The following is an 18,090-nucleotide window of genomic DNA, read 5'->3' as shown; positions in this document are numbered from 1 at the left end:
CCAATGTCGGTCCAGGGAGTCAATGCCCCTGACGGAACATGCCGTTGAGTGGAGCAATCACGGCGCGTCGCGGCCCCGCGCACCAGGCTGGACGTCTTGTCGAGTTCCTGTGACAGGAGTCCGTGTGCGAAGACCACGTATGCCGAGGGACGGACATACCGGTCGGGAGCCGGAGGACGGAGCCGGCGCGCTCACGCGGTTGTCGGCCCCTCCGGCATGGATGCGCTGGCTACCGGTCCTGTACGTCGCGGCTCTTTTACTGCTGGAACCGGTGACGCCCGTGGAGTGGCCCGTCAGTTTCATGCTGATCGCCCTGCCGCTCGTGGCCGCCTTCGCCCACGTCCCGGCCGTCGTCGGCGGCGCCACCGTGTTCGCCGTCGTCCTGGAAGGCGTGCTGGCCGGTACTCCGTGCTGCGCGGGCCGTGCGGTCGGCTACCTGTGGGACCGCCACTACGTGGCCTCCTACATCTGCACCGGACTGGTCGGCGTCCTCGGCATGATCCTGGCCGCGCACCGCGTCCACCGTGAGCGCACCCTGGCTGACGTACGCTTCGTGGCCGACATCGCCCAGCGGGTCCTTCTGCGACCCGTTCCGCACCAGATCGGCAGCCTCCACCTGGAGAGCCTCTACCGGTCCGCCGCCGCGGAAGCCCGCATCGGCGGCGACCTGTACGAGGCCGTCCCCACCCGGTACGGCGTCCGGCTGCTCATCGGAGACGTCCGGGGCAAGGGGCTGCTCGCGGTGGAGACCGCCGCGGCGCTGCTCGGCGCGTTCCGCGAGGCGGCGCACGACGAACTCGCCCTGCCCGCCCTGGCCGACCGGGTGGAGACGAGCATGGACCGCAGGGCCGTGCTGCTCGGCGGCAGCGAGGTGGGCGAACGGTTCGTCACCGCCGTCTTCGCCGAGATCCCCCTCGGGGAACAGCTGATCCGCGTCGTCAACTGCGGCCATCCGCCCCCGGTCCGCATCCGCTCCGGCGAGGTGTGCGAACTGGACCGGGGCCGCTCGGCGCCGCCGCTGAACCTCGGGGTGCTGCTGGGGGAGCCGTACCACGTCGACGCCTACTCCTTCCGGCCCGGTGACCAGCTCCTGCTGTACACGGACGGCATCACGGAGACCCGCGACGCGGCCGGCTCCTTCTACCCGCTGCTCCAGCGCCTGCGCTCGTGGGGCTCCCTGCCGCCGCGGGAGCTCCTGGAACGGCTCCACCAGGACCTGCTGGCCTACAGCGGCGACCGCCTGCAGGACGACATCGCGGCGCTCGCCGTCCGCCTCCCGGCCGGCGAGCCGTCCGTACCGGCCGCACCACCGCCCGGCTGAGCACGGCGCGCGGCGCCCCGGGCCGCGCGCCGGATCAGAAGGCCGTGTGCGCGACCCAGCGGTCGAGGACCGTGACGTCCCCCGAGACGTCGAAGTCGGGCTCCTGGTACGACCGCCGCCCGTAGAGCAGCAGCAGGAGGTCCGCCGCCTGCCCGCGCACCGTCACCGTCTCCCGGCCGGACCCGGCACCACCGCCGGCCGGCAGCAGCCGGAAGCCGTCCGCGTCCAGCCGTACCCGCCACTGCTCACCGGCCGCGCCACCGGGGCCCGTGCAGCGGAAGGCGACGATCTCCCCGTCGCCGCGCAGCTTCGTCACACCCGGGGCGAAGACCCCCGCGTAGGGCAGGTTGACGAGGAACTCGTCCACGCCGTCCGCGGCCAGTACGGGATCGACGTCCGGCTCCCGGCCGACGGCGCGCTCCGCGTCCACCCGGTGCACCAGCGTCTCGAACAGCATCCGGCGGGCCCAGAACCGGGCGTGCCGGTCCTCGCCCCACGTCCACATCGCCGCGCCGGGGTCCGTGTCGCGCAGGACGGCCGCCACCCCGGGCACCCCGGCCGCCACCCAGTCGGCGTAGTCCCGCGGGTCGTCCGGCAGTCCCAGCTCCACGTCACGGCTGCGCGGAGGTTCCTGCACGCGCCGGGTCAGCAGGGTGCCGAACCAGCGCTGCACCGTTCCCACGTGCCGGGCGAGGTCGGCAAGCGTCCAGTCGGGACAGGAGGGCACGGCACCGGCCAGGTCGGCGCCCCGCACCGCCTCGGCGAACCGGCGGGTCTCCCGCTCGATCGCCGCTCGGTAGGTGTCGTACGGCAGGGGATGCCCCGCCCCGTTCGTCGTCGCCATCTTCTGCCGCCGTTCTGCCCTGGCACGGGTGCCGGTCTCGTCGTCGCGATCAGTGTGCGGGCTTCAGTCCACTCGAAGGCAACTCGACGCGGCGCGGGGGGCGTACCGCCGCGGGCCGGGACCGGGGTCACGGAACCCGGGCCACCGCCGCGTAGATCCCGCTGCCCTCCGGGGCCGTCTCGGTACTGGACACGCCCCACTCCGTGGCCGTCACCAGGCCGGGCGGCACGAGGTCCAGGCCGTCGAAGAAGCGCTCCACCTCCGGGCGCGTGCGGAAACCGAGCTTGATGCCGCCCCTGGCGTACTCGGCGGTGACCTGCGCGGCGAGTTCCGGATAGAGGTCGGACGCGGCGTGCGACAGCACCAGGTGACTGCCAGGAGGCAGCGTGGCGACCAGGTTCCGGACGATCCCGTGGGCGTCCTGCTCGTCGGTGATGAAGTGCATCAGCGCGATCAGCGACAGCGCGATCGGCCGGTCGAAGTCCAGGACCCGGCGGGCGTGCCGGACGATGGAGTCCGCCTCCCGCACGTCGGCCTGGATGTAGTCGGTGACGCCCTCGTCGCCGCTGATCAGCAGCGCCTCGGCGTGGCGCAGGACGATCGGGTCGTTGTCGGTGTAGACGACCTTCGCCGTCGGCACGATCTCCTGGACGATCTGGTGGAGGTTGGGCTGGGTGGGGATGCCCGTACCGATGTCGAGGAACTGGTCGATGCCCTGCCCGGCGAGCCAGGCGGCGGCCCGGTGCATGAACTGGCGGTTCTGCCGCGCCGCGTCCCGCGCCTCGGCCGGCAGCCGCACCCCCACGGCCTCGTCGACCGGGTAGTTGTCCTTGCCGCCCAACAGCCAGTCGTAGACCCGCGCGGGATGCGCCTTGCTGGTGTCGATCTCCAGGGGCGCCGGTGAATCGGTCGTCATAGCAGCTCCGTTGCGCGGGGTGAGCGGTTCAGGCCATGTGTTCGATCATCCTACTCGCGCCCCCCACGTGCCTCGCGCCGTGCGGTGAGCGGGAGTTGGACCGGCGGCCGGCCCGGCTCCCCGCCCGGCCTCCGGCCCCCCGGGCGAAAACCGGGGACCCGGACGGCGGTTGCGCGATAACCTCGGCGGGTGACGGTGCGGTACTACCTGTACATCAGCGACGCCAAGGTCGACATGCTGCTCGCGCAGATCGACCCCGACTTCGGCCGCAGGAGCACCACCGAAGCCGGCGTGAGCGTCAAACTGTTCAGCGCCAGGCGCAGCGTCGAAGCACCGGTGCCGGACCGGACGGCCAAACTGGAGCGCGTCCTGCGGCACCTGGACGAGACCGGGCAGACCGGATCGGTGGACGAACCGGGGCCGTACTTCCGCGGCACCCTGCCCATGCAGTGGGGGCCCCTGGACGGGGGGAACGGCGGGTCACTGGTGTACTTCGGCGGCCGGACCGGACAGACGATCCTCGGTCTCGGCGGCGCCGGCGGTCATGTGCTCGGCTCGAGCGCCCCGCAGGCACAGGAGTTCGCGCCGTCCTCCGTGCCGACGCTCCTGTCCGGTCTGGCCTCGGCGTTCGCCGCCGACAGCGCGACGCCGCCCGCCGAGGAGTCGTCCCTGGCCTGGGTGCACACCGCCGGGCGCCTGCTGCGGGGTCCCCGGCAGCCCGTGGAGTTCGTCGCCCGGCGCCTGCTGTCCGGCCCCAGCCCCTATCCCGAACTCGACGCCAGCCCCGGCATGCGGGTACTGCTCGGCAGTCCCCTGTACGTGGCCCTGGCGGACTGACGGTACGGCGATGGCCCTCGGCACCTGGCGGCCCGGCGCAGTGGTCCTCGAACCGTACGAGGCGCTCGACGACGTGTGCGGCGGCGGCACGGGGGCGGTCCAGCGCGTCCGGCACCGGGGCCGGAACGTGGACCTCGCGGTCAGGACGCCCCGCCCGGATCTGGTCGCCTCCGAGGCGGGCAGACACCGGTTCGAGGCGGAGGCCGGCACCTGGGTGGGGCCGGCACCTGTGTGGGTCTGTGGCCTGCACCCGCACAGGACCCCGGCCTACTGCTCCCCCGAACAGGCCCGCGCCGCGGCCGGGGCCGACTCCGTGTGCTGCTGGGAACTCGACCGGGACCACAGCTGGTGACATGCCGTCCTCCGTCACCCTGAAACCGCGCGGCGCGCCCGCGACCGCCGCGTACGTCTTCACCCACCGCACCACCTGCCTGGTCGGCCGGGCGAGCGAATGCGGGATCCGGCTGCCCCACACCGAGACGAAGGCGTCCCGGCACCACTGCCTGCTCGACGTGAACCCCCCGCACCTGCGCGTGCGCGACCTCGGCAGCCGCAACGGCACCTACGTCAACGGCACACGGCTGGCGCCGGGACCGGCCGGGCGGGACCTCGCCGACGGCGACGAGATCCGCGTCGGCGGCGCGGTGCTCGGCGTCTCCGTCAAGGCGGAGGAGGGACCCTCGCCCGCGTACGACGGCGCACCCGATCCCGTCGACGCGCTGCACACGCTCCTCGACGCGGCCGACGCCGGAGAGCCGGGACTCGCCGGCATCCGCGGCTACCGGCTGCTCCAGGAACTCGGCCGCGGCGGTCAGGGCGTCGTCCACCTCGCGCGGAACGAGGAGACCGGTGAACTCCTCGCGCTGAAGACCCTGCCGGCCCACCGCGCCGTCGATCCCTCCGCCCGCGAGGGTTTCCTGCGCGAGTTCGCCTGCACGCGCGCCCTGCGCCATCCCCACGTCGTCGCCTTCCACGACGGCGGGGTGCACGACAGCACCTTCTACTTCACCTGCGAGTTCTGCCGGCTGGGCAGCGTCGCCGGCCTCGTGGCCCGCGCCGGCGGCCGACTGGGCGTCGAGCAGGCGGTGGGCGTGACCCTCCAGGCGCTGCGGGGACTGCGCTACGCGCATGCGGCGCAGGTGCCGGTACGGCTGGCCGACGGGACGTCGGCGACGCACCGGGGACTGGTGCACCGCGACATCAAACCGCAGAACCTCCTGCTCACCGGGGCCAGGGACCACGCGACCGTCAAGATCGCCGACTTCGGGCTGTCCAAGGCGTTCGACAGCGCCGGGCTGTCCGGTCACACCCTCACCGGTGCGATGGGCGGCAGTCTGGCCTTCATGCCGCGGGGCCAGGTCATCGACTTCAAGTACGTGCTGCCGGAGGTCGACCTGTGGGCCGTGACGGCCTGTCTGTACTGGATGCTCACCGGTTCGCCCCCACGCACCTTCCCGGCGGACGCCGATCCCGTCGCCGTCGTCCTGCGCGAGCCGGTCGTGCCCGTACGCGACCGGCTGCCCACGCTGCCCCGCCGTCTCGCCGCGGTCATCGACGCCGCTCTCGTCGACGAGCCCCGTATCGCCCTCACCACCGCGGCCGACCTGGCACGTGCCATCCGCCAGGCGCTGTGAGCGGGTCGCCGGCCGCGGCCGGGAGCCGTGACGAGTGCCGCCCCGGCGCGGTGTCCGCGGCTGCGCGGCGGACGCGGCGTCGGGGCGTCGGGGCGGCGGTGTGCGGCCGGGACGGGCGGGACCGGGGCGGCCGGGCGATCAGGGCTGGGCGGCCAGCTGGAAGCTCTGGGCGCCGGAGCCGTCACAGGTCCGCTGGGTGAGCTGGACGCTGTCGGCGGCCGTGGCGGACGCGGTTAGGCACTTCCCGCTGTGCCGGGCGGTGAAGTGGTACCGCCCGGTGGCCTCCTTCACCGGCAGCCACTGCTGGTTGGTGCCCCCGCCGTAGGACCACAGCTGCAAGGGCGCGTTGTCCGCCGTGGAACGGTCGACGACGTCGATGACCTGCTGCGCATTGCCGCGGGCGGCGATGCGCGTGTAGCCGCTGTCGGTGGAGCGGAACTGGAACTGCTGTGCCGTGGTGGAGTTGCAGGTGTACTGCTGGACGACGGTGCCGTTGGCCGTGCCGGCGGCACGGGCGTCGGCACACGTTCCGTTGCCGGTGTTGCGCAGCGTGTACCAGGCGGTCTCGGAGATGCCGTCCGCGGGCGGCTGGGACGACGCCGCCCCGCCCAGCCACTTCAGCCCGTCCAGGACGAACTGGTTCTGCGTGGCGCTGGCGAAGGTGGACGACAGGGCCGTGTTGGTGTCGTAGTTCATCGCGTTGTGGCCGAAGTTCGCGTACAGCATCTTGTACTTGGTGTTCGTCCACAGGATCGGGTAATAGCCGCTGTACCAGGTCTGGTTGGGGTCCGTGCCGAGCGGGAAGCTGCTGGGGTCGATGGAGGCCAGGATCTTGATGTCGGGGTTCTGGCGCAGGTCGTTGGACCAGCTGTACCACTCGCTCACCGACGAGGTGAAGGTGGCGGGCAGGTTCCGGGTCGAGGGGTGCGTACGGTCCTCCACGCGCAGGACGGCCGTGGTCGGACCCCAGGTGTTCGAGCGGAAGTTCCCGCTGCCCAGGAACTGGTTGTGGTACCACGGCCAGCTCTGCGCGTCGGTGGTGAAGGCCGAGACGTGGAAGCCCATCCATGCGCCGCCGGCCCGCATGTACTGCTCGAAGCCCGCCCGTTGGGCGGCCGACTGGGGCAGGTCGTCGAGGAAGAGGACCACCTGGTAGCTGTTGACACCGCCGTTCGCGAGGAGGTCCCAGTTGTTGCTGGCGGTGTAGGTGAAGCCGTTCGCCGCCGCCTGCTGGGGGAACCACTGGTTGGCTTCGTGGACGAAGCTGATGTGTGCGGCGTCCCAGGTGCCGTTGTACAGCGCCAGCACACGGAACGGCTCCGCGGCCGGCGCGGCCTGGGCGGGTGGCTGCGCCGTCAGGCCGACCAGCGCCGCGAGGAGAAAGGCCAGCCACATGGGGATGCGTGCCGCGCCGGATCTCACCTGTTGCATCCGATGCTCCCTTCTCGGCCCGGCCCGGGACGGGGTCCAGGCATGAGCGAAGGCGTTCATGAACGTGAGTGCTGGTCGTATGCGTAGATGCTGCTGGCCGGTGAACCTAAAGGTCTGGACCACACCCGTCAAGAGCTGACGTCAAGAAAGTCCCCACGGGACCGGGTGCGTTGAGTACGTGTAACCAACGGGACCGGGGGAGAGGTTCCGCTTCTCCCGTCGGCCCGCGGCCGCCCCGGGCGCGGGTCCGGACACATGACCCGGATGGCGTAGCGAGGAAATGATTCGCCGGGTGAAGGGAGCAGGCGGAAGGCCTACCGGGCCGCCGCTGTCCATGAGCATGGACGCGTGTCCCGGGCGCCCCGCCGCCCGGGCGGCACAGCTTCTTCCCTCCCGCACCCCACGAGGAGTTCGTCGTGCGTGTCCGTCGTCAGCTGACCAGTACCCTCGGTGCCTTCGCCCTCGCCTTCGCCTTCCTGAGCGCCGGCACCGTCACCGCGACCCCGGCGGCCGCCGATCCGTGCGGCTTCTACGAGACCGGCTCCGACGCCTACTACAACCACTGCACCTCCGACGGCTCCCACGTGGTGATCAAGGTCGAGGTGGCACTGGCACCGGACTACGAGCGGTGCGTCGCCCCGGGCCGGACCTGGCTGGGCTCCGCCACCAGGATCCAGGGCGCCCACTACACGGGCCGCACCTGCTGACCCTCGCGCGGCACCCCGGCCCAGTGTTCCGCGAGCGCACCGGAACTGTCCTGTGAGTGCACTCTCGCGCGGGTGCCGGCCGGACCGCCACCGCAAGGGCGGCAGCTCTTCCGTGCGCTCGGGGACCAGAGGCGGTGCGCTGTGAGGCAAACACCGGGCGTCCCCCCGCCCCGGAGGGGTCCCCGGCGCGCCCCCGCCCCTCCGTACCGCCCCCACCCGGCGCCTCCCGTGGCCTCCGGCAGGGTCTTCCGCACCTTGTCGAAGATTTGAACCGGCCCTTTCACGGCTTGTAGAAAGGCCGGGTGAGCGGGAGGGAGACGCCATGGCCGAACGGCGACTGCGCGTCCGGGTGGGCAGCGACGCGCTGCAGGGACTGATCGAGCAACTCGCCGAGCGGCTGCGGCGGTCCGTGGTCGTCGACGACCCCCTGGTACGGCTGATCTGCTCCAGCCAGCACTTCGGCGACGAGGACCCGGTCCGCATACGCAGCCTGCTGCGCGGCCGCGCCGACGACGTCGCCATCCGGTACGTCCTCGACCAGGGCGTGGCCCGCTGGACGAAGCCGGGTCTCATCCCGGGCCGAGACGACCTGGGACTGCTCACCCGCTACTGCGTCCCGCTGCGCGAGCGCGGCGAACTGCTCGGCCTGCTGATGATCGTCGCACCGGACGGAACACTCACCCGCGAGGAGACCGACAGCATCGCGCAGGCGCTGCCGGCGATCAGCGCCCAGCTCCGCGCGGACCAGCTCGCGGCCTCCGCGGGCGAGGTGGACCTCCACGAGACACTGCACTCCCTCCTCGGCACCAGTGAGGCCGCCCGCGCCGCGGCAGGCCGGCAGATCCTCGAGGGCGGCCTCCTGCCCGACGCCCCGCACGCGGTGGTGAGCGTCGTCCAGGTCTCCCGCTCGACGGAACCGCCGGGACAGGTGGAGATCGCGCTGCGCGCCTCCCTGGAGGGGTACGTGCGCACCCGCTCGGCGGACGGCGTCATGGCCGCCACACCGGACAGCGCCGTCCTCCTCCAGGTCTCCGCGCGGCCGTTGACGGCACAGGAGCTGGGGGACCAGGCCAGGGCCGTCCGCGAGGCCCTCGCCGCCTACCTGGACGCCTCGGCCGCCCCCGTCCTCGGCATCGGCGGCACCCACGACGGCCTCGCCGACGCCTGGACCTCGCACGCGCAGGCCCTCGTCGCGGCCCGCGCCGCGCGCCGCCTGCCCCACCTCAAGGGCGTCGGCGCGTGGGAGTCGCTGGGCGACCTCGCCGTACTCCTCCAGGTACCCGACCACGCCCTGACCCCGTCACTGGTGCCCACGCCGCTGCGCCTGCTGCTGGACAGCCCCGGCGGCCGGCGCCTGGAGGAGACGCTGCGGTGCTTCCTCGAACACGCCGGATCCATCCCGCGCACGGCCGAAGCCCTGGGGATCCACCGCACCTCGCTGTACTACCGGCTGCGCCAGATCCAGGAGATCACCGGCCTCGACCTCGACAACGGCGGCGACCGCCTGGTCCTGCACCTGGGCCTGCGCACCCTCGAACTGCTCCAGGCCGAGAGCGATATCCAGCCCGCCGTCTGAACGGGTCACGTCGGGCGGAACCGGGCCCGCCCCACGGAATGACGCACCACGCGCCGGCCGATCACTACACGGCGCGGGGAGGCCGTACCAGCCTCCTACAGAATGACGAAGATTCCGCCGGCCGATCACTACGGAGCGCGGTGGTGCGCCGAGTTCCGGGTGGCACAGAATTCCGTATGCGGGCGCCGTGCCGAGGCCGGCTCCGTGAAAAGAAGACGTAACCCGCCGCCGCGGAGCATGCCGTGGCGGCGGAGTACGAGAAGGAGTCGATGTGGGGGCCGTGGAACAGCTGACGACCGGCGACGGAGTCCGGCTGGTGTACCGGGACAGCGGGGGAGAGGGATTCCCGCTGGTCATGCTGCACGGCTGGGGACAGACGCAGGAGATGTTCCGCCATCAGGTGCGGGGACTTTCCCCCGCGCACCGCGTCATCACCCTGGATTTCCGGGGACACGGGGTGTCCGACAAGCCGCACCACGGTAATCGCGTCGCTCGTTTCGCGGCCGATGTGCGGGACCTCGTCGACCACCTGGGTCTGGACCGGTTCGACGCCCTGGGCTGGTCGATGGGGGCCTCGGTGTGGTGGAGCTTCGTCGACCAGTACGGCACCGGCCGTATCCGGCGCTTCGTCGCCGTGGACCAGCCCGCGGCCGTCGCCGCGGTCCCGTGGATGTCGTCGCGGGAGCGACAGCAGTCGGGTGCCGTCTTCGACGTGGCCGGTCTGGTCGCGCTCGGCGCGGAGCTCGCCGGCCCGGGCGGTGAACAGGCACGGTACGAGTTCGTCCGCGGCATGTTCTCCGGCGATCCCGACCCCGGCATCCTCTCCTTCGTGGCCGAGCAGATCAGGGCCACCCCCGCTCACGCGGCCGTTCCGCTCCTCTTCGACCACTGCGCACAGGACTGGCGGGACGTGCTGCCCCGCATCGACGTGCCCACGCTGGTCATCGGATGCGACGGCAGTCATGTCCACCCGCGGTCGCAACGGTTCGTCGCCCAGCGGATCCCGGACGCGCGGCTCCACATCTTCCCGGCCACGGTGGCCAACTCCCACTTTCCCTTCCTGGAGAACCCGCCCGCCTTCAACGACGTCGTCGGCGCATTCCTCTCCGAGCAGCCGGATCCAGCGGATCCCACCGACGTGAACACCTGAACACGGCTGCCCTTTCTGAAGAACCGAACACGAAAAAGAAAACGACGGGAGCCCGATGTGACCCGGTCGATCAGCCCTGCCATGCCCGAAACCACCGGACACGAACCGTCCGCTCCACACCCGGGAAATGATTCAGGCCCATTCATCAACCTGCCGTGGCCGGCCGTCGGCGACGACGACGAGCACCTTTGTCTGGCCGTCAACGTCTCCGGTGAGCCGGTGCTCTTCCCGCACGATTCCCCGCTGCGGCTGGAGCCCGGCGACATCCTCCTCGGCGCCGCCCTCCATCACGCCCTCCTTCCCCCCGGCGAGAACCTGGCCCTCTTCCGCATCCCCCTGTGCCTGCTGGACGCGTCGGCCGCCGACCTGCGCGAGGTCGCGCACACCCACCTGGACGGCCGCAGCGGCCTGACGTCCCTGGTCTCGCAGTTCCTGACCGCACTCGCCGGAACCCCACGCCACCAGCGTCTGACCGGCGGCCGCCGCCTCGCCCTGAACACGGCCGACCTCGTGGCCCTCCTCGTCCGGGACGTCCTCCAGACACGCGGACGGCGCCCCGCCCCCGGCGGCCACGACATGCTGACGCGGATCCAGCAGCACATCCAGGACAACCTCATGGACCCGGACCTCGCGCCCGAGTCGATCGCCCGGGCACACCACATCTCGGTGCGCTACCTGCACAAGCTCTTCCAGTCCGGCGGCACCACCGTGAGCGCCTGGATACGGCAGAGCAGACTCGACGCCTGCCGCGCCGAACTGCGCGGCCGGCGCCGTACCGTGGCCGCCGTTGCCCACAGCTGGGGCTTCACCAGCCCCTCCCACTTCAGCCGCCTCTTCCGGCAGACCTACGGCATCACCCCCAGGGAGTGGCAGGCCACCGTGTCCTGCGACGCCTGAGCCGCCCGCCTCCCACCCGCCTCCCACCGCCTCACGCATCCGCCGGCCCGTCCACCCTCGTCTCCCGCCGCCGAAGCGGCGCATACCGAGACCGCCCACGAGGCCACCTGTGCCGCGCCGTTGCAGCCGCCCGGCACGCCGGCGCCCGCCCCCTGACCGGCCACCGCTCGCCGGCACACCCGTGTACCGGGAAGGAACCCCGCCATGCCCCCCACCCCCACCGTCGTCCTGGTCCATGGGGCGTTCGCCGACACGGCGATCTGGTTCGGCGTCGTCGCCGAGCTGCACAGCCACGGCATCCCGGTCCTCGCCCCGCCGAACCCGCTGCGCGGCCTCGCGGCCGACGCCGCGCACATCGCGTCGGTGGCCGCGCAGATCGACGGCCCCGTCGTCCTGGCCGGGCACGCCTACGGCGGCGCGGTGATCACCGAGGCGGGCACCGCCGACAACGTCGTCGCCCTGGTCTACGTCGCCGCCCCCGTGCTGGAGGAGGGGGAGACCCTGTCCGAACTCCACGGCCGCTTTCCGCCCACCGGACCGGCGGGCGAGCTCAGGCGGTGGAGCTACCCGGTCCCCGGCGGCGGTCAGGGCGTCGAGGTGACGCTCACCGCGGAGGCGTTCGCGACGGTGTTCGCCGCCGATGTCCCGGCCCCGGTCGCCGAGGTGCTCGCCTCCTGTCAGCCTCCCCTCGCCCTGGCCGCTTGTGAGGAGAGAGCCACTGCCGCCGCGTGGCGGAGCAAACCGTCATGGGCCCTGGTGGCGGGTGCGGACCGGGTGATCGCTCCGGACGTGGAGCGCTTCGGTGCCGCGCGGGCCGGGGCGACCGTGGTCGAGATCGACGGCGCCTCGCACGCCGTCACCCTCTCGCAGCCCACGGCCGTGGCCCGGCTCATCCGCGACGCCGTCCACGCCGTGAGCTGACCCCGCACGCGTCCGCCCGCGTGCCACCCCCCGCACGAGACCACAGGCGAAAGAAGGGACCAGCCGATGACGACACCGCTCAAGCCGCTTCTGCGGACGTGGGAATGGCAGGCCGAGGCCGCCTGCCGGGGCATGGACAGCTCGGTGTTCTTCTCACCGCCCGGCGAGCGGGGCTCCGCGCGGCGCCGGCGCGAGCGCAGGGCGCAGGAGATCTGCGGGCACTGCCCGGTGCGCGCTGCCTGCGCCGGCTTCGCCGCGGCCTCCGCACAGCGGTACGGCGTGTGGGGAGGCCGTACGGAGGCCGAACGCCGCGCCGCCTCTCCGCGGTGAGGCCGGCCGGCGCCGGAAGCGGTCGCGGCGGGCCGGTGTGTCCGGGAAGGCCCGGTCACACCGGCCGCCAGGTCATCGGACGACCTCGGCGCGCGGCCCGTGACACCGCAGGGGGTCACCGGGACGGTGACGGTGCCGAGGCGGCGGACGGCCAGGGCGCCGATGGCGGGGTCAGCGGAGGCGACCCGCGGATCGCCCGACGTCCACACGGGGGACACCGGGGCCGGTCCCTCGGGCCGTGCACCTGGAGGTCACCGTCGGCACAGTGAGCCCGGACGTCCGGCCGTGTCCGCTGTGCCGCCCAGATGCACAACGGGCCCCGCACCGCAAGGATCGCTTGTGAGGCCTGTGTGCCCTGTGCCTGGTGTGTGGCGCGCACCCGCACGTCATCGGTCGCTCGGCATCCGCACGAGCTGGGGGAAACGCCCGTTTCGGCGCTCCGACCGGATCATTGCCATGTTGATCAAACACATCCTGAACCGTTCTCCGCAGTCCCCTCAGGCGGCGGCGCGGCCCGGCGCCACGGCGGCTCCCGAAGGGCCCACGGTGACCGCTGCGGACTGTGGCCTGCTGCTCCTGCGGCTGACCTTCGGCCTGTTCATGGCCGCGCACGGCGCCCAGAAGGTCTTCGGTCTCTTCGGAGGCGGCGGCCTGACCGCGACCGGCAAGGCCTTCGAGTCCCTGGGGTTTCGCCCGGGCAAGCTCTTCGCCGTGATCGGGGGTCTGTCCGAGCTGCTCGGCGGTCTCGGTCTGGCCCTGGGGCTGCTGACCCCGCTCGCGGCTGCCGCCCTGATCGGCGTCATGATCAACGCGATGGTCACGGTGACCGCCGCCCACGGCCCGTGGGACACGGACGGGGGCGTGGAGTACAACGTGGCGATCGCTGTCGCCGCCCTGGCCGTGGCCGCCATCGGCCCCGGCCGGCTGGCCGCCGACCGCTTCTTCCGCTGGGGCAGGGGCGGCTGGACGGAGGCTGCCGTCGCCCTCGGCCTGGGCGGCCTCGGAGCCGCCCTCTCCCTCGGCTTGTAGGCCGCGACGCCCATGGCCACCTCCGCAGGGGGCGCGCAGCCCCGCCGGCACGGGGCGCGCGATATTCGGGGACAGATCGTCAGCGGTGTGGTTACGATGCGGGGGATGAAGACCTTCTCCTCGTACGGATTGGGGGAATCGTCCGCGCAAGGTGAGTGCTGATGGCACATCACTTCGCGAACGACATCCCCTCCCGCCTGTCGATGTGGCAGAGCGTGCGCGAGTACGCCGTGCCACCGTCCATGATCGAGACCGCGACCGCGCGCCGTGCGGTCGGCGACTGGTCGGGGGCCTGCGCCGCCGCCCGCGTCGACGTCGACCTCGATCTGCGCGCCGTGCGCAACCGCCACGGCACCGACGCCGCCGCCCGGCTCCGTGCGGATCTGCGCCGGCTGGCGCCGGATCTGCTGCGCTGGCACATGCCCCGGATCGCTCCCGACGGACGGCTCCGGCCCGGCCTCACCCTCTCCCTCGCCCGCTACGGCGGTTCGGGCGGCACACCGCTGCACCTGGTGGTGCGGACACCACCGGTCCGGGTGGACGCCGGGCAGCGCATGTCGCTGACCCTGTGGGAGGGGCCCGGAAGCAGCGTCCCGGGACACCACCCGCACCCCTACCCCGACCGGCGCCACCGCCTCGACCTGCACCGGCACCTCTGGGACGCCGGGCGGAGCGGCGAACTCGCGCGGCGATGCGGCGCGGACGGGCCGCCGATGCCCCCGCCCGGCCGCTCCGAGGGAACGCCTCGCCCGGCCCCGCCGGATCTCTGGGGCCGTCCGGATGACCCGGCTCGTCCGGACGGTCCCGGCGGCGACGCGTCGTGGGCGGTCTCCCGCTGGGCCGCCGAGGCGGAGCTGCTGCTGCGTGCCGAGGGCCACCACCCTCGCGGCGCCTTCACCGTGCGCCTCGGCGCCCGCAGCCACGCCGTGCTCGAACTCGTCGCACCCGACGACAGCCACGCCCCGGTGTTCCGGCCGCCGCGGGAGCCACTGCCGTCCCAGCAGGTCGCCGCGCTTCCCGTGCTCCCGGAAGCGGCGGCCCGCGTCCTGCCCGATCTGGAGCTGCTGCGCGCCGGACTCGTCACGGCCGATCGCCTGCATCCGCTCGTCGCCGCGGCACTGGCGAAGCGGAGCCCGGCCACGGCGGCCGGACCGGCGCCCGGGCCCGACGACCCGCACCGGGTGCGGTGCCGGGGCGAGGTCCACCGGATCGCGCTGCGGGACGGCGTGCTGACGGCGGTCGACCACGATCCGGGCGAACTACGGCGGGAGGAACTGCTGGGGGCGCTCGGCGGGCCGGCGCTGCCCTGCCTGCGGGCCATCGACGCGGTGCACCGCAGCCCGGAGGCACTGCCCGCGGTCCGGGAGCGGCTCCTCCACGGTGACGTCACCGGAGCGCTGACCGTGGTCGAGGGACTCCTCGGCCCCGGCGCCCTCCTGCCCGACGGGCCGCTCCGGCGGGAACTGGAGTCGGCCGCGACCCGGCGCGTCGACCACGGTCTCTTCCGCTCCGGACTGGTCACCGTGCACCCCGCCGCCCGTACCGCCGGAGGCGGGAACGTCTCGGACGCGGGGCACACCGACCCGGGCCACCGCCCCCGGCTCGACCGCCGAGCCCCGCACGCCATGCTCCGCAAGCGCAGCAGCCGGGCCCGGCCACGCACCGGCCTCATGCGCTGACCGGGCCTCCTCGGCCCGGCCCACCCGGCTCGCCCCCTCACCCGGCGGCGCCCTGACCTCGCCGCCCCCTGCCCCAAGACCACCGGACGGGCCCTCCCGTCCCCCCCATCCCACCCAGGTGATGCCCATGACCTCCAGCACCCTCCCGCGGACCGCGGTCCCGGCCGCCGGCGCGCCCGCACCCCGGCCCGCCGGCCCGTCCGGCACCCGAGCCCGGCTCGCCGTCGCCGACGACCTCCTGGCCCTCCTGCGGACCACCACCACCGAGCCCCGCCCCGACGACCAGCTCGCGGCACTCACCCTGGCCGTCGCGGCCGACCTGCCCGTACTGCTCTGGGGCGAACCGGGCATCGGCAAGACCGCGGCCCTGACACAGCTCGCCCACTCCCTCGGCCTGCCGCTGACGACCGTGATCGCCAGTGTCCACGAGCCGTCCGACTTCTCCGGGCTGCCCATCGTGGGCGAGGACCCGGCGGTGCAGGGCGTGCCGATGGCGCCGCCGCAGTGGGCCGTGGAGCTGGTGCGGGCCGGACGCGGGCTGCTGTTCCTGGACGAACTCTCCACCGCCACCCCCGCCGTCCAGGCCGCACTGCTCCGGGTCGTCCTGGAGCGGAAGGTGGGCGCCCTGCAACTACCGCGGGGCGTACGGATCGTGGCCGCCGCCAATCCGCGCGCTTCCGCGGCGGACGGGTGGGAGCTGAGCCCGCCGCTCGCCAACCGGTTCGTGCACCTGCACTGGGTGCACGACCCGGACGTGGTGGTGCGCGGGCTCGGCGGGACCTGGCCCCGGGCGGAGCTGCCCCGCCTGGTGCCCGAGCGGCTGCCGGAAGCGGTGGCCCACGCCCGGCGCGCGGTCTGCGGCTTCCTGCGGGCCCGGCCCACGCTGATCCACCGGCTGCCGGGCACGGAGACACGGCGCGGCACCGCCTGGCCCTCGCCCCGCAGCTGGGACGCCGCGCTGACCCTGCTGGCCTTCGGCACGGCGGCCGCCGTCTCCCGCGAGGTGCTGGCGTTGCTGGTACGGGGCGCGGTGGGCGACGGCCCGGGGCTCGAACTCCTCGCCCACCTGGACCGGATGGACCTGCCGGACCCGGAGTCGCTGCTGGCCGACCCCGCCCGCGCCGAACTGCCCGAGCGGGGCGACCTGCGCCAGGCGACGCTGGAGGCGGTGGTGGCCGCCGTCGGAGCGCGGCCGGAGCGGCGGCGATGGGAGGCGGGCTGGGCGGTACTGGTCCGGGCCCTGGAGACCGGCGCCCCGGACCTGCTGGTGGCGCCGGCGACCGCGCTGGCGGCGCTGCGGCGCGACGACTGGGAGGTGCCGCAGGCGGTGGAGCGGCTGGCCGGGGTGGTCGGCCTCGCCCGGCGGGCGGAACGGTCCGTGGGACGGGCCACGGCGGCCGACGCCGGGCGTGCGCCGGGGACGCGCCGATGACGGGGGACGCGAAGCGCCCGGGGCCGCCGCCACGTCCCGTGCCCCGGCCCGCGCCGCCCCGCCCGGTACGGGCCGCGGCGCCGCCCGAGCCGACCGTCTCCGGTGGGCCGTACGACCGTCCCGGGCTGCCGCTGGACCAGGAGAAGCTGCTGGCCGCCCGGCTGCACGCGGTGCGGGTCCGCCCCTACCTGGCCGCCGCCCTCTTCGCGCTGCACGTGGTGGAGGACCGCTCGGTGCCGACGATGGCGGTGGACGCGCACTGGCGCTGCTACGTCTCGCCCGGGTTCGTGGCGCGCACCCCAGTGGAGGAGCTGGCGGGCGTCTGGGTGCACGAGGTCTCCCACCTGCTCCGCGACCACCACGCGCGCGGTGAGCGGTACGCGCGGGAGCGCGAGGAGCAGGGGCCGGGCGGGCGAGGCGGGACGGCGGCCCGCGGGGCCGAGAGCCGCGAGCGGCTACGGCGGAACATCGCCGCCGACTTCGAGATCAACGACGACATCTACGGCGACGGCCTGCCCCGGCCTGCCGGAGCGGTGCACCCGTCCGCGTTGCGGCTGCCCGAGAACCTCCTCATGGAGGAGTACCTGCGCACGGCGTCGCTGTCCGGGCTCACCGCGGACCTGGCCTGGCTGGACTGCGGCAGCGGTGCCGACGGGCAGGCCCGGCCGTGGGAGCTGGGACCCGACGGGGCGCACGGGCTGAGCAGGCAGCAGCGGGACGCGGTCCGTTTCCGGGTCGCCGAGGGCATCAGGGGCCGGCCCGGCCACGCGCCGGAGGGATGGCGCCGATGGGCCGAGGAGGTGTTCCACCCGCCGCAGCCCTGGCGGCAGTTGCTCGGGGCGGCGGTCCGCTCGGCGACGGGCGCGCCGGGGGCGGGCGAGGACCACAGTTACCGGCGTCCGTCCCGGCGCTCGGCCGGTGTCCCCGGAGTACTGCTGCCGAGCCTGCGCCGCAAGCCGCCCCGGGTCTGCGTCGTGATCGACACCTCCGGGTCGGTGAGCGACGCCGAACTGGGCAGCGCGCTGCTGGAGGTCGCGGCGATCTCGCGGGCGGTGGGCGGACGGCGCGACCTGGTCTCGGTGATCTCCTGCGACGCGGCGGCCGGGATCGCCGTCCCCCTCTGCCGCGCCGAGAACCTCGCACTGGTCGGCGGCGGCGGAACCGATCTGCGCTCCGGTTTCACCCGGGCGCTGCGCTCCCGTCCCCGCCCGGACGTCATCGTGGCCCTCACGGACGGACAGACCCCGTGGCCCTCCGCCCAGCCGCCCTGCCGCACCGTCGTCGGTCTCTTCCCGCGCCCCGCCCACGCCGTGGACGAGAACGACCCCGACTACGTCCCGGACACCCCACCACCGTGGGCACGGGTCGTCACGATCGGCTGAGGAG

Annotated in this window: 17 protein-coding genes; 14 read left to right on the top strand and 3 right to left on the bottom strand. The window is 73.8% G+C overall.

Features of this window, described 5'->3' with window-relative positions; genetic code table 11:
• Positions 1–220 precede the first annotated feature (220 nt).
• The gene (locus LG395_RS19910) at positions 221–1,321 is read left to right on the top strand and encodes a PP2C family protein-serine/threonine phosphatase (RefSeq protein WP_225810703.1); all 1,101 of its coding nucleotides are present in this window, start codon (positions 221–223) and stop codon (positions 1,319–1,321) included.
• A gap of 34 nt (positions 1,322–1,355) precedes the next feature.
• Here the strand turns inward: LG395_RS19910 and LG395_RS19905 are convergent, their stop codons facing one another.
• Complete coding sequence (locus LG395_RS19905; protein WP_225810702.1) at positions 1,356–2,165, bottom strand: maleylpyruvate isomerase family mycothiol-dependent enzyme; 810 nt, start codon at positions 2,163–2,165, stop codon at positions 1,356–1,358.
• Positions 2,166–2,292: 127 nt separating this feature from the next.
• Positions 2,293–3,081 (bottom strand): SAM-dependent methyltransferase, encoded by a 789-nt coding sequence (locus tag LG395_RS19900; RefSeq protein WP_171159185.1) that lies wholly within the window; start codon positions 3,079–3,081, stop codon positions 2,293–2,295.
• A gap of 189 nt (positions 3,082–3,270) precedes the next feature.
• Between LG395_RS19900 and LG395_RS19895 the strand changes: the two genes are divergently transcribed.
• The 3 genes from LG395_RS19895 to LG395_RS19885 are packed head-to-tail and all read left to right on the top strand — an operon-like array spanning position 3,271 to position 5,552.
• Positions 3,271–3,918 carry a DUF7019 family protein gene (locus tag LG395_RS19895; RefSeq protein ID WP_225810701.1) on the top strand — a complete coding sequence of 216 codons (648 nt, stop codon included), beginning with the start codon at positions 3,271–3,273 and terminating at the stop codon, positions 3,916–3,918.
• 10 nt (positions 3,919–3,928) lie between these two features.
• The gene (locus tag LG395_RS19890) at positions 3,929–4,270 is read left to right on the top strand and encodes a hypothetical protein (protein ID WP_225810700.1); all 342 of its coding nucleotides are present in this window, start codon (positions 3,929–3,931) and stop codon (positions 4,268–4,270) included.
• 1 nt (position 4,271) lies between these two features.
• Complete coding sequence (locus LG395_RS19885; RefSeq protein ID WP_225810699.1) at positions 4,272–5,552, top strand: protein kinase domain-containing protein; 1,281 nt, start codon at positions 4,272–4,274, stop codon at positions 5,550–5,552.
• Between the two features lie 138 nt (positions 5,553–5,690).
• Here LG395_RS19885 and LG395_RS19880 read toward each other — a convergent pair whose 3' ends face one another.
• A complete protein-coding gene (locus LG395_RS19880) occupies positions 5,691–6,983 on the bottom strand; it encodes a ThuA domain-containing protein (protein WP_225810698.1) in 1,293 nt (430 codons plus the stop codon).
• Between the two features lie 416 nt (positions 6,984–7,399).
• On the opposite strand from LG395_RS19880, the gene LG395_RS19875 reads away from it, so the two are divergent.
• From LG395_RS19875 to LG395_RS19830, 10 genes are all read left to right on the top strand, one after another.
• Entirely contained in the window at positions 7,400–7,690 is a 291-nt protein-coding gene (locus tag LG395_RS19875; RefSeq protein ID WP_171159190.1) for a DUF6355 family natural product biosynthesis protein, read from the top strand.
• A 322-nt stretch (positions 7,691–8,012) separates the two neighbouring features.
• Entirely contained in the window at positions 8,013–9,266 is a 1,254-nt protein-coding gene (locus LG395_RS19870; RefSeq protein WP_225810697.1) for a PucR family transcriptional regulator, read from the top strand.
• 280 nt (positions 9,267–9,546) lie between these two features.
• Positions 9,547–10,416, top strand: coding sequence for an alpha/beta fold hydrolase (locus tag LG395_RS19865; protein ID WP_225810696.1), 870 nt, complete (start codon positions 9,547–9,549; stop codon positions 10,414–10,416).
• An 81-nt stretch (positions 10,417–10,497) separates the two neighbouring features.
• Positions 10,498–11,313: a helix-turn-helix domain-containing protein gene (locus tag LG395_RS19860; protein ID WP_225810695.1), complete on the top strand. Its 816-nt coding sequence runs from the start codon at positions 10,498–10,500 to the stop codon at positions 11,311–11,313.
• A gap of 204 nt (positions 11,314–11,517) precedes the next feature.
• Positions 11,518–12,234 carry an alpha/beta fold hydrolase gene (locus LG395_RS19855; protein WP_225810694.1) on the top strand — a complete coding sequence of 239 codons (717 nt, stop codon included), beginning with the start codon at positions 11,518–11,520 and terminating at the stop codon, positions 12,232–12,234.
• A 66-nt stretch (positions 12,235–12,300) separates the two neighbouring features.
• Positions 12,301–12,564 carry a WhiB family transcriptional regulator gene (locus LG395_RS19850; RefSeq protein WP_171159195.1) on the top strand — a complete coding sequence of 88 codons (264 nt, stop codon included), beginning with the start codon at positions 12,301–12,303 and terminating at the stop codon, positions 12,562–12,564.
• Positions 12,565–13,020: 456 nt separating this feature from the next.
• On the top strand, positions 13,021–13,593 hold the full coding sequence (locus LG395_RS19845) for a DoxX family membrane protein (RefSeq protein ID WP_372463442.1): 573 nt from the start codon (positions 13,021–13,023) through the stop codon (positions 13,591–13,593).
• Positions 13,594–13,754: 161 nt separating this feature from the next.
• On the top strand, positions 13,755–15,272 hold the full coding sequence (locus tag LG395_RS19840) for a hypothetical protein (protein WP_225810693.1): 1,518 nt from the start codon (positions 13,755–13,757) through the stop codon (positions 15,270–15,272).
• 127 nt (positions 15,273–15,399) lie between these two features.
• Positions 15,400–16,704: an AAA family ATPase gene (locus LG395_RS19835; RefSeq protein ID WP_225810692.1), complete on the top strand. Its 1,305-nt coding sequence runs from the start codon at positions 15,400–15,402 to the stop codon at positions 16,702–16,704.
• Complete coding sequence (locus LG395_RS19830; RefSeq protein ID WP_225810691.1) at positions 16,701–18,086, top strand: vWA domain-containing protein; 1,386 nt, start codon at positions 16,701–16,703, stop codon at positions 18,084–18,086. The genes LG395_RS19835 and LG395_RS19830 overlap by 4 nt, the downstream gene beginning before the upstream one ends.
• Positions 18,087–18,090 lie beyond the last annotated feature (4 nt).

Source organism: Streptomyces spinosus, assembly GCF_020400655.1.
Taxonomy (GTDB): Bacteria; Actinomycetota; Actinomycetes; order Streptomycetales; family Streptomycetaceae; genus Streptomyces; species Streptomyces argyrophylli.
Note: the sequence above shows the minus strand (reverse complement) of the source record. Positions and strands in the feature narration are given on the sequence as shown.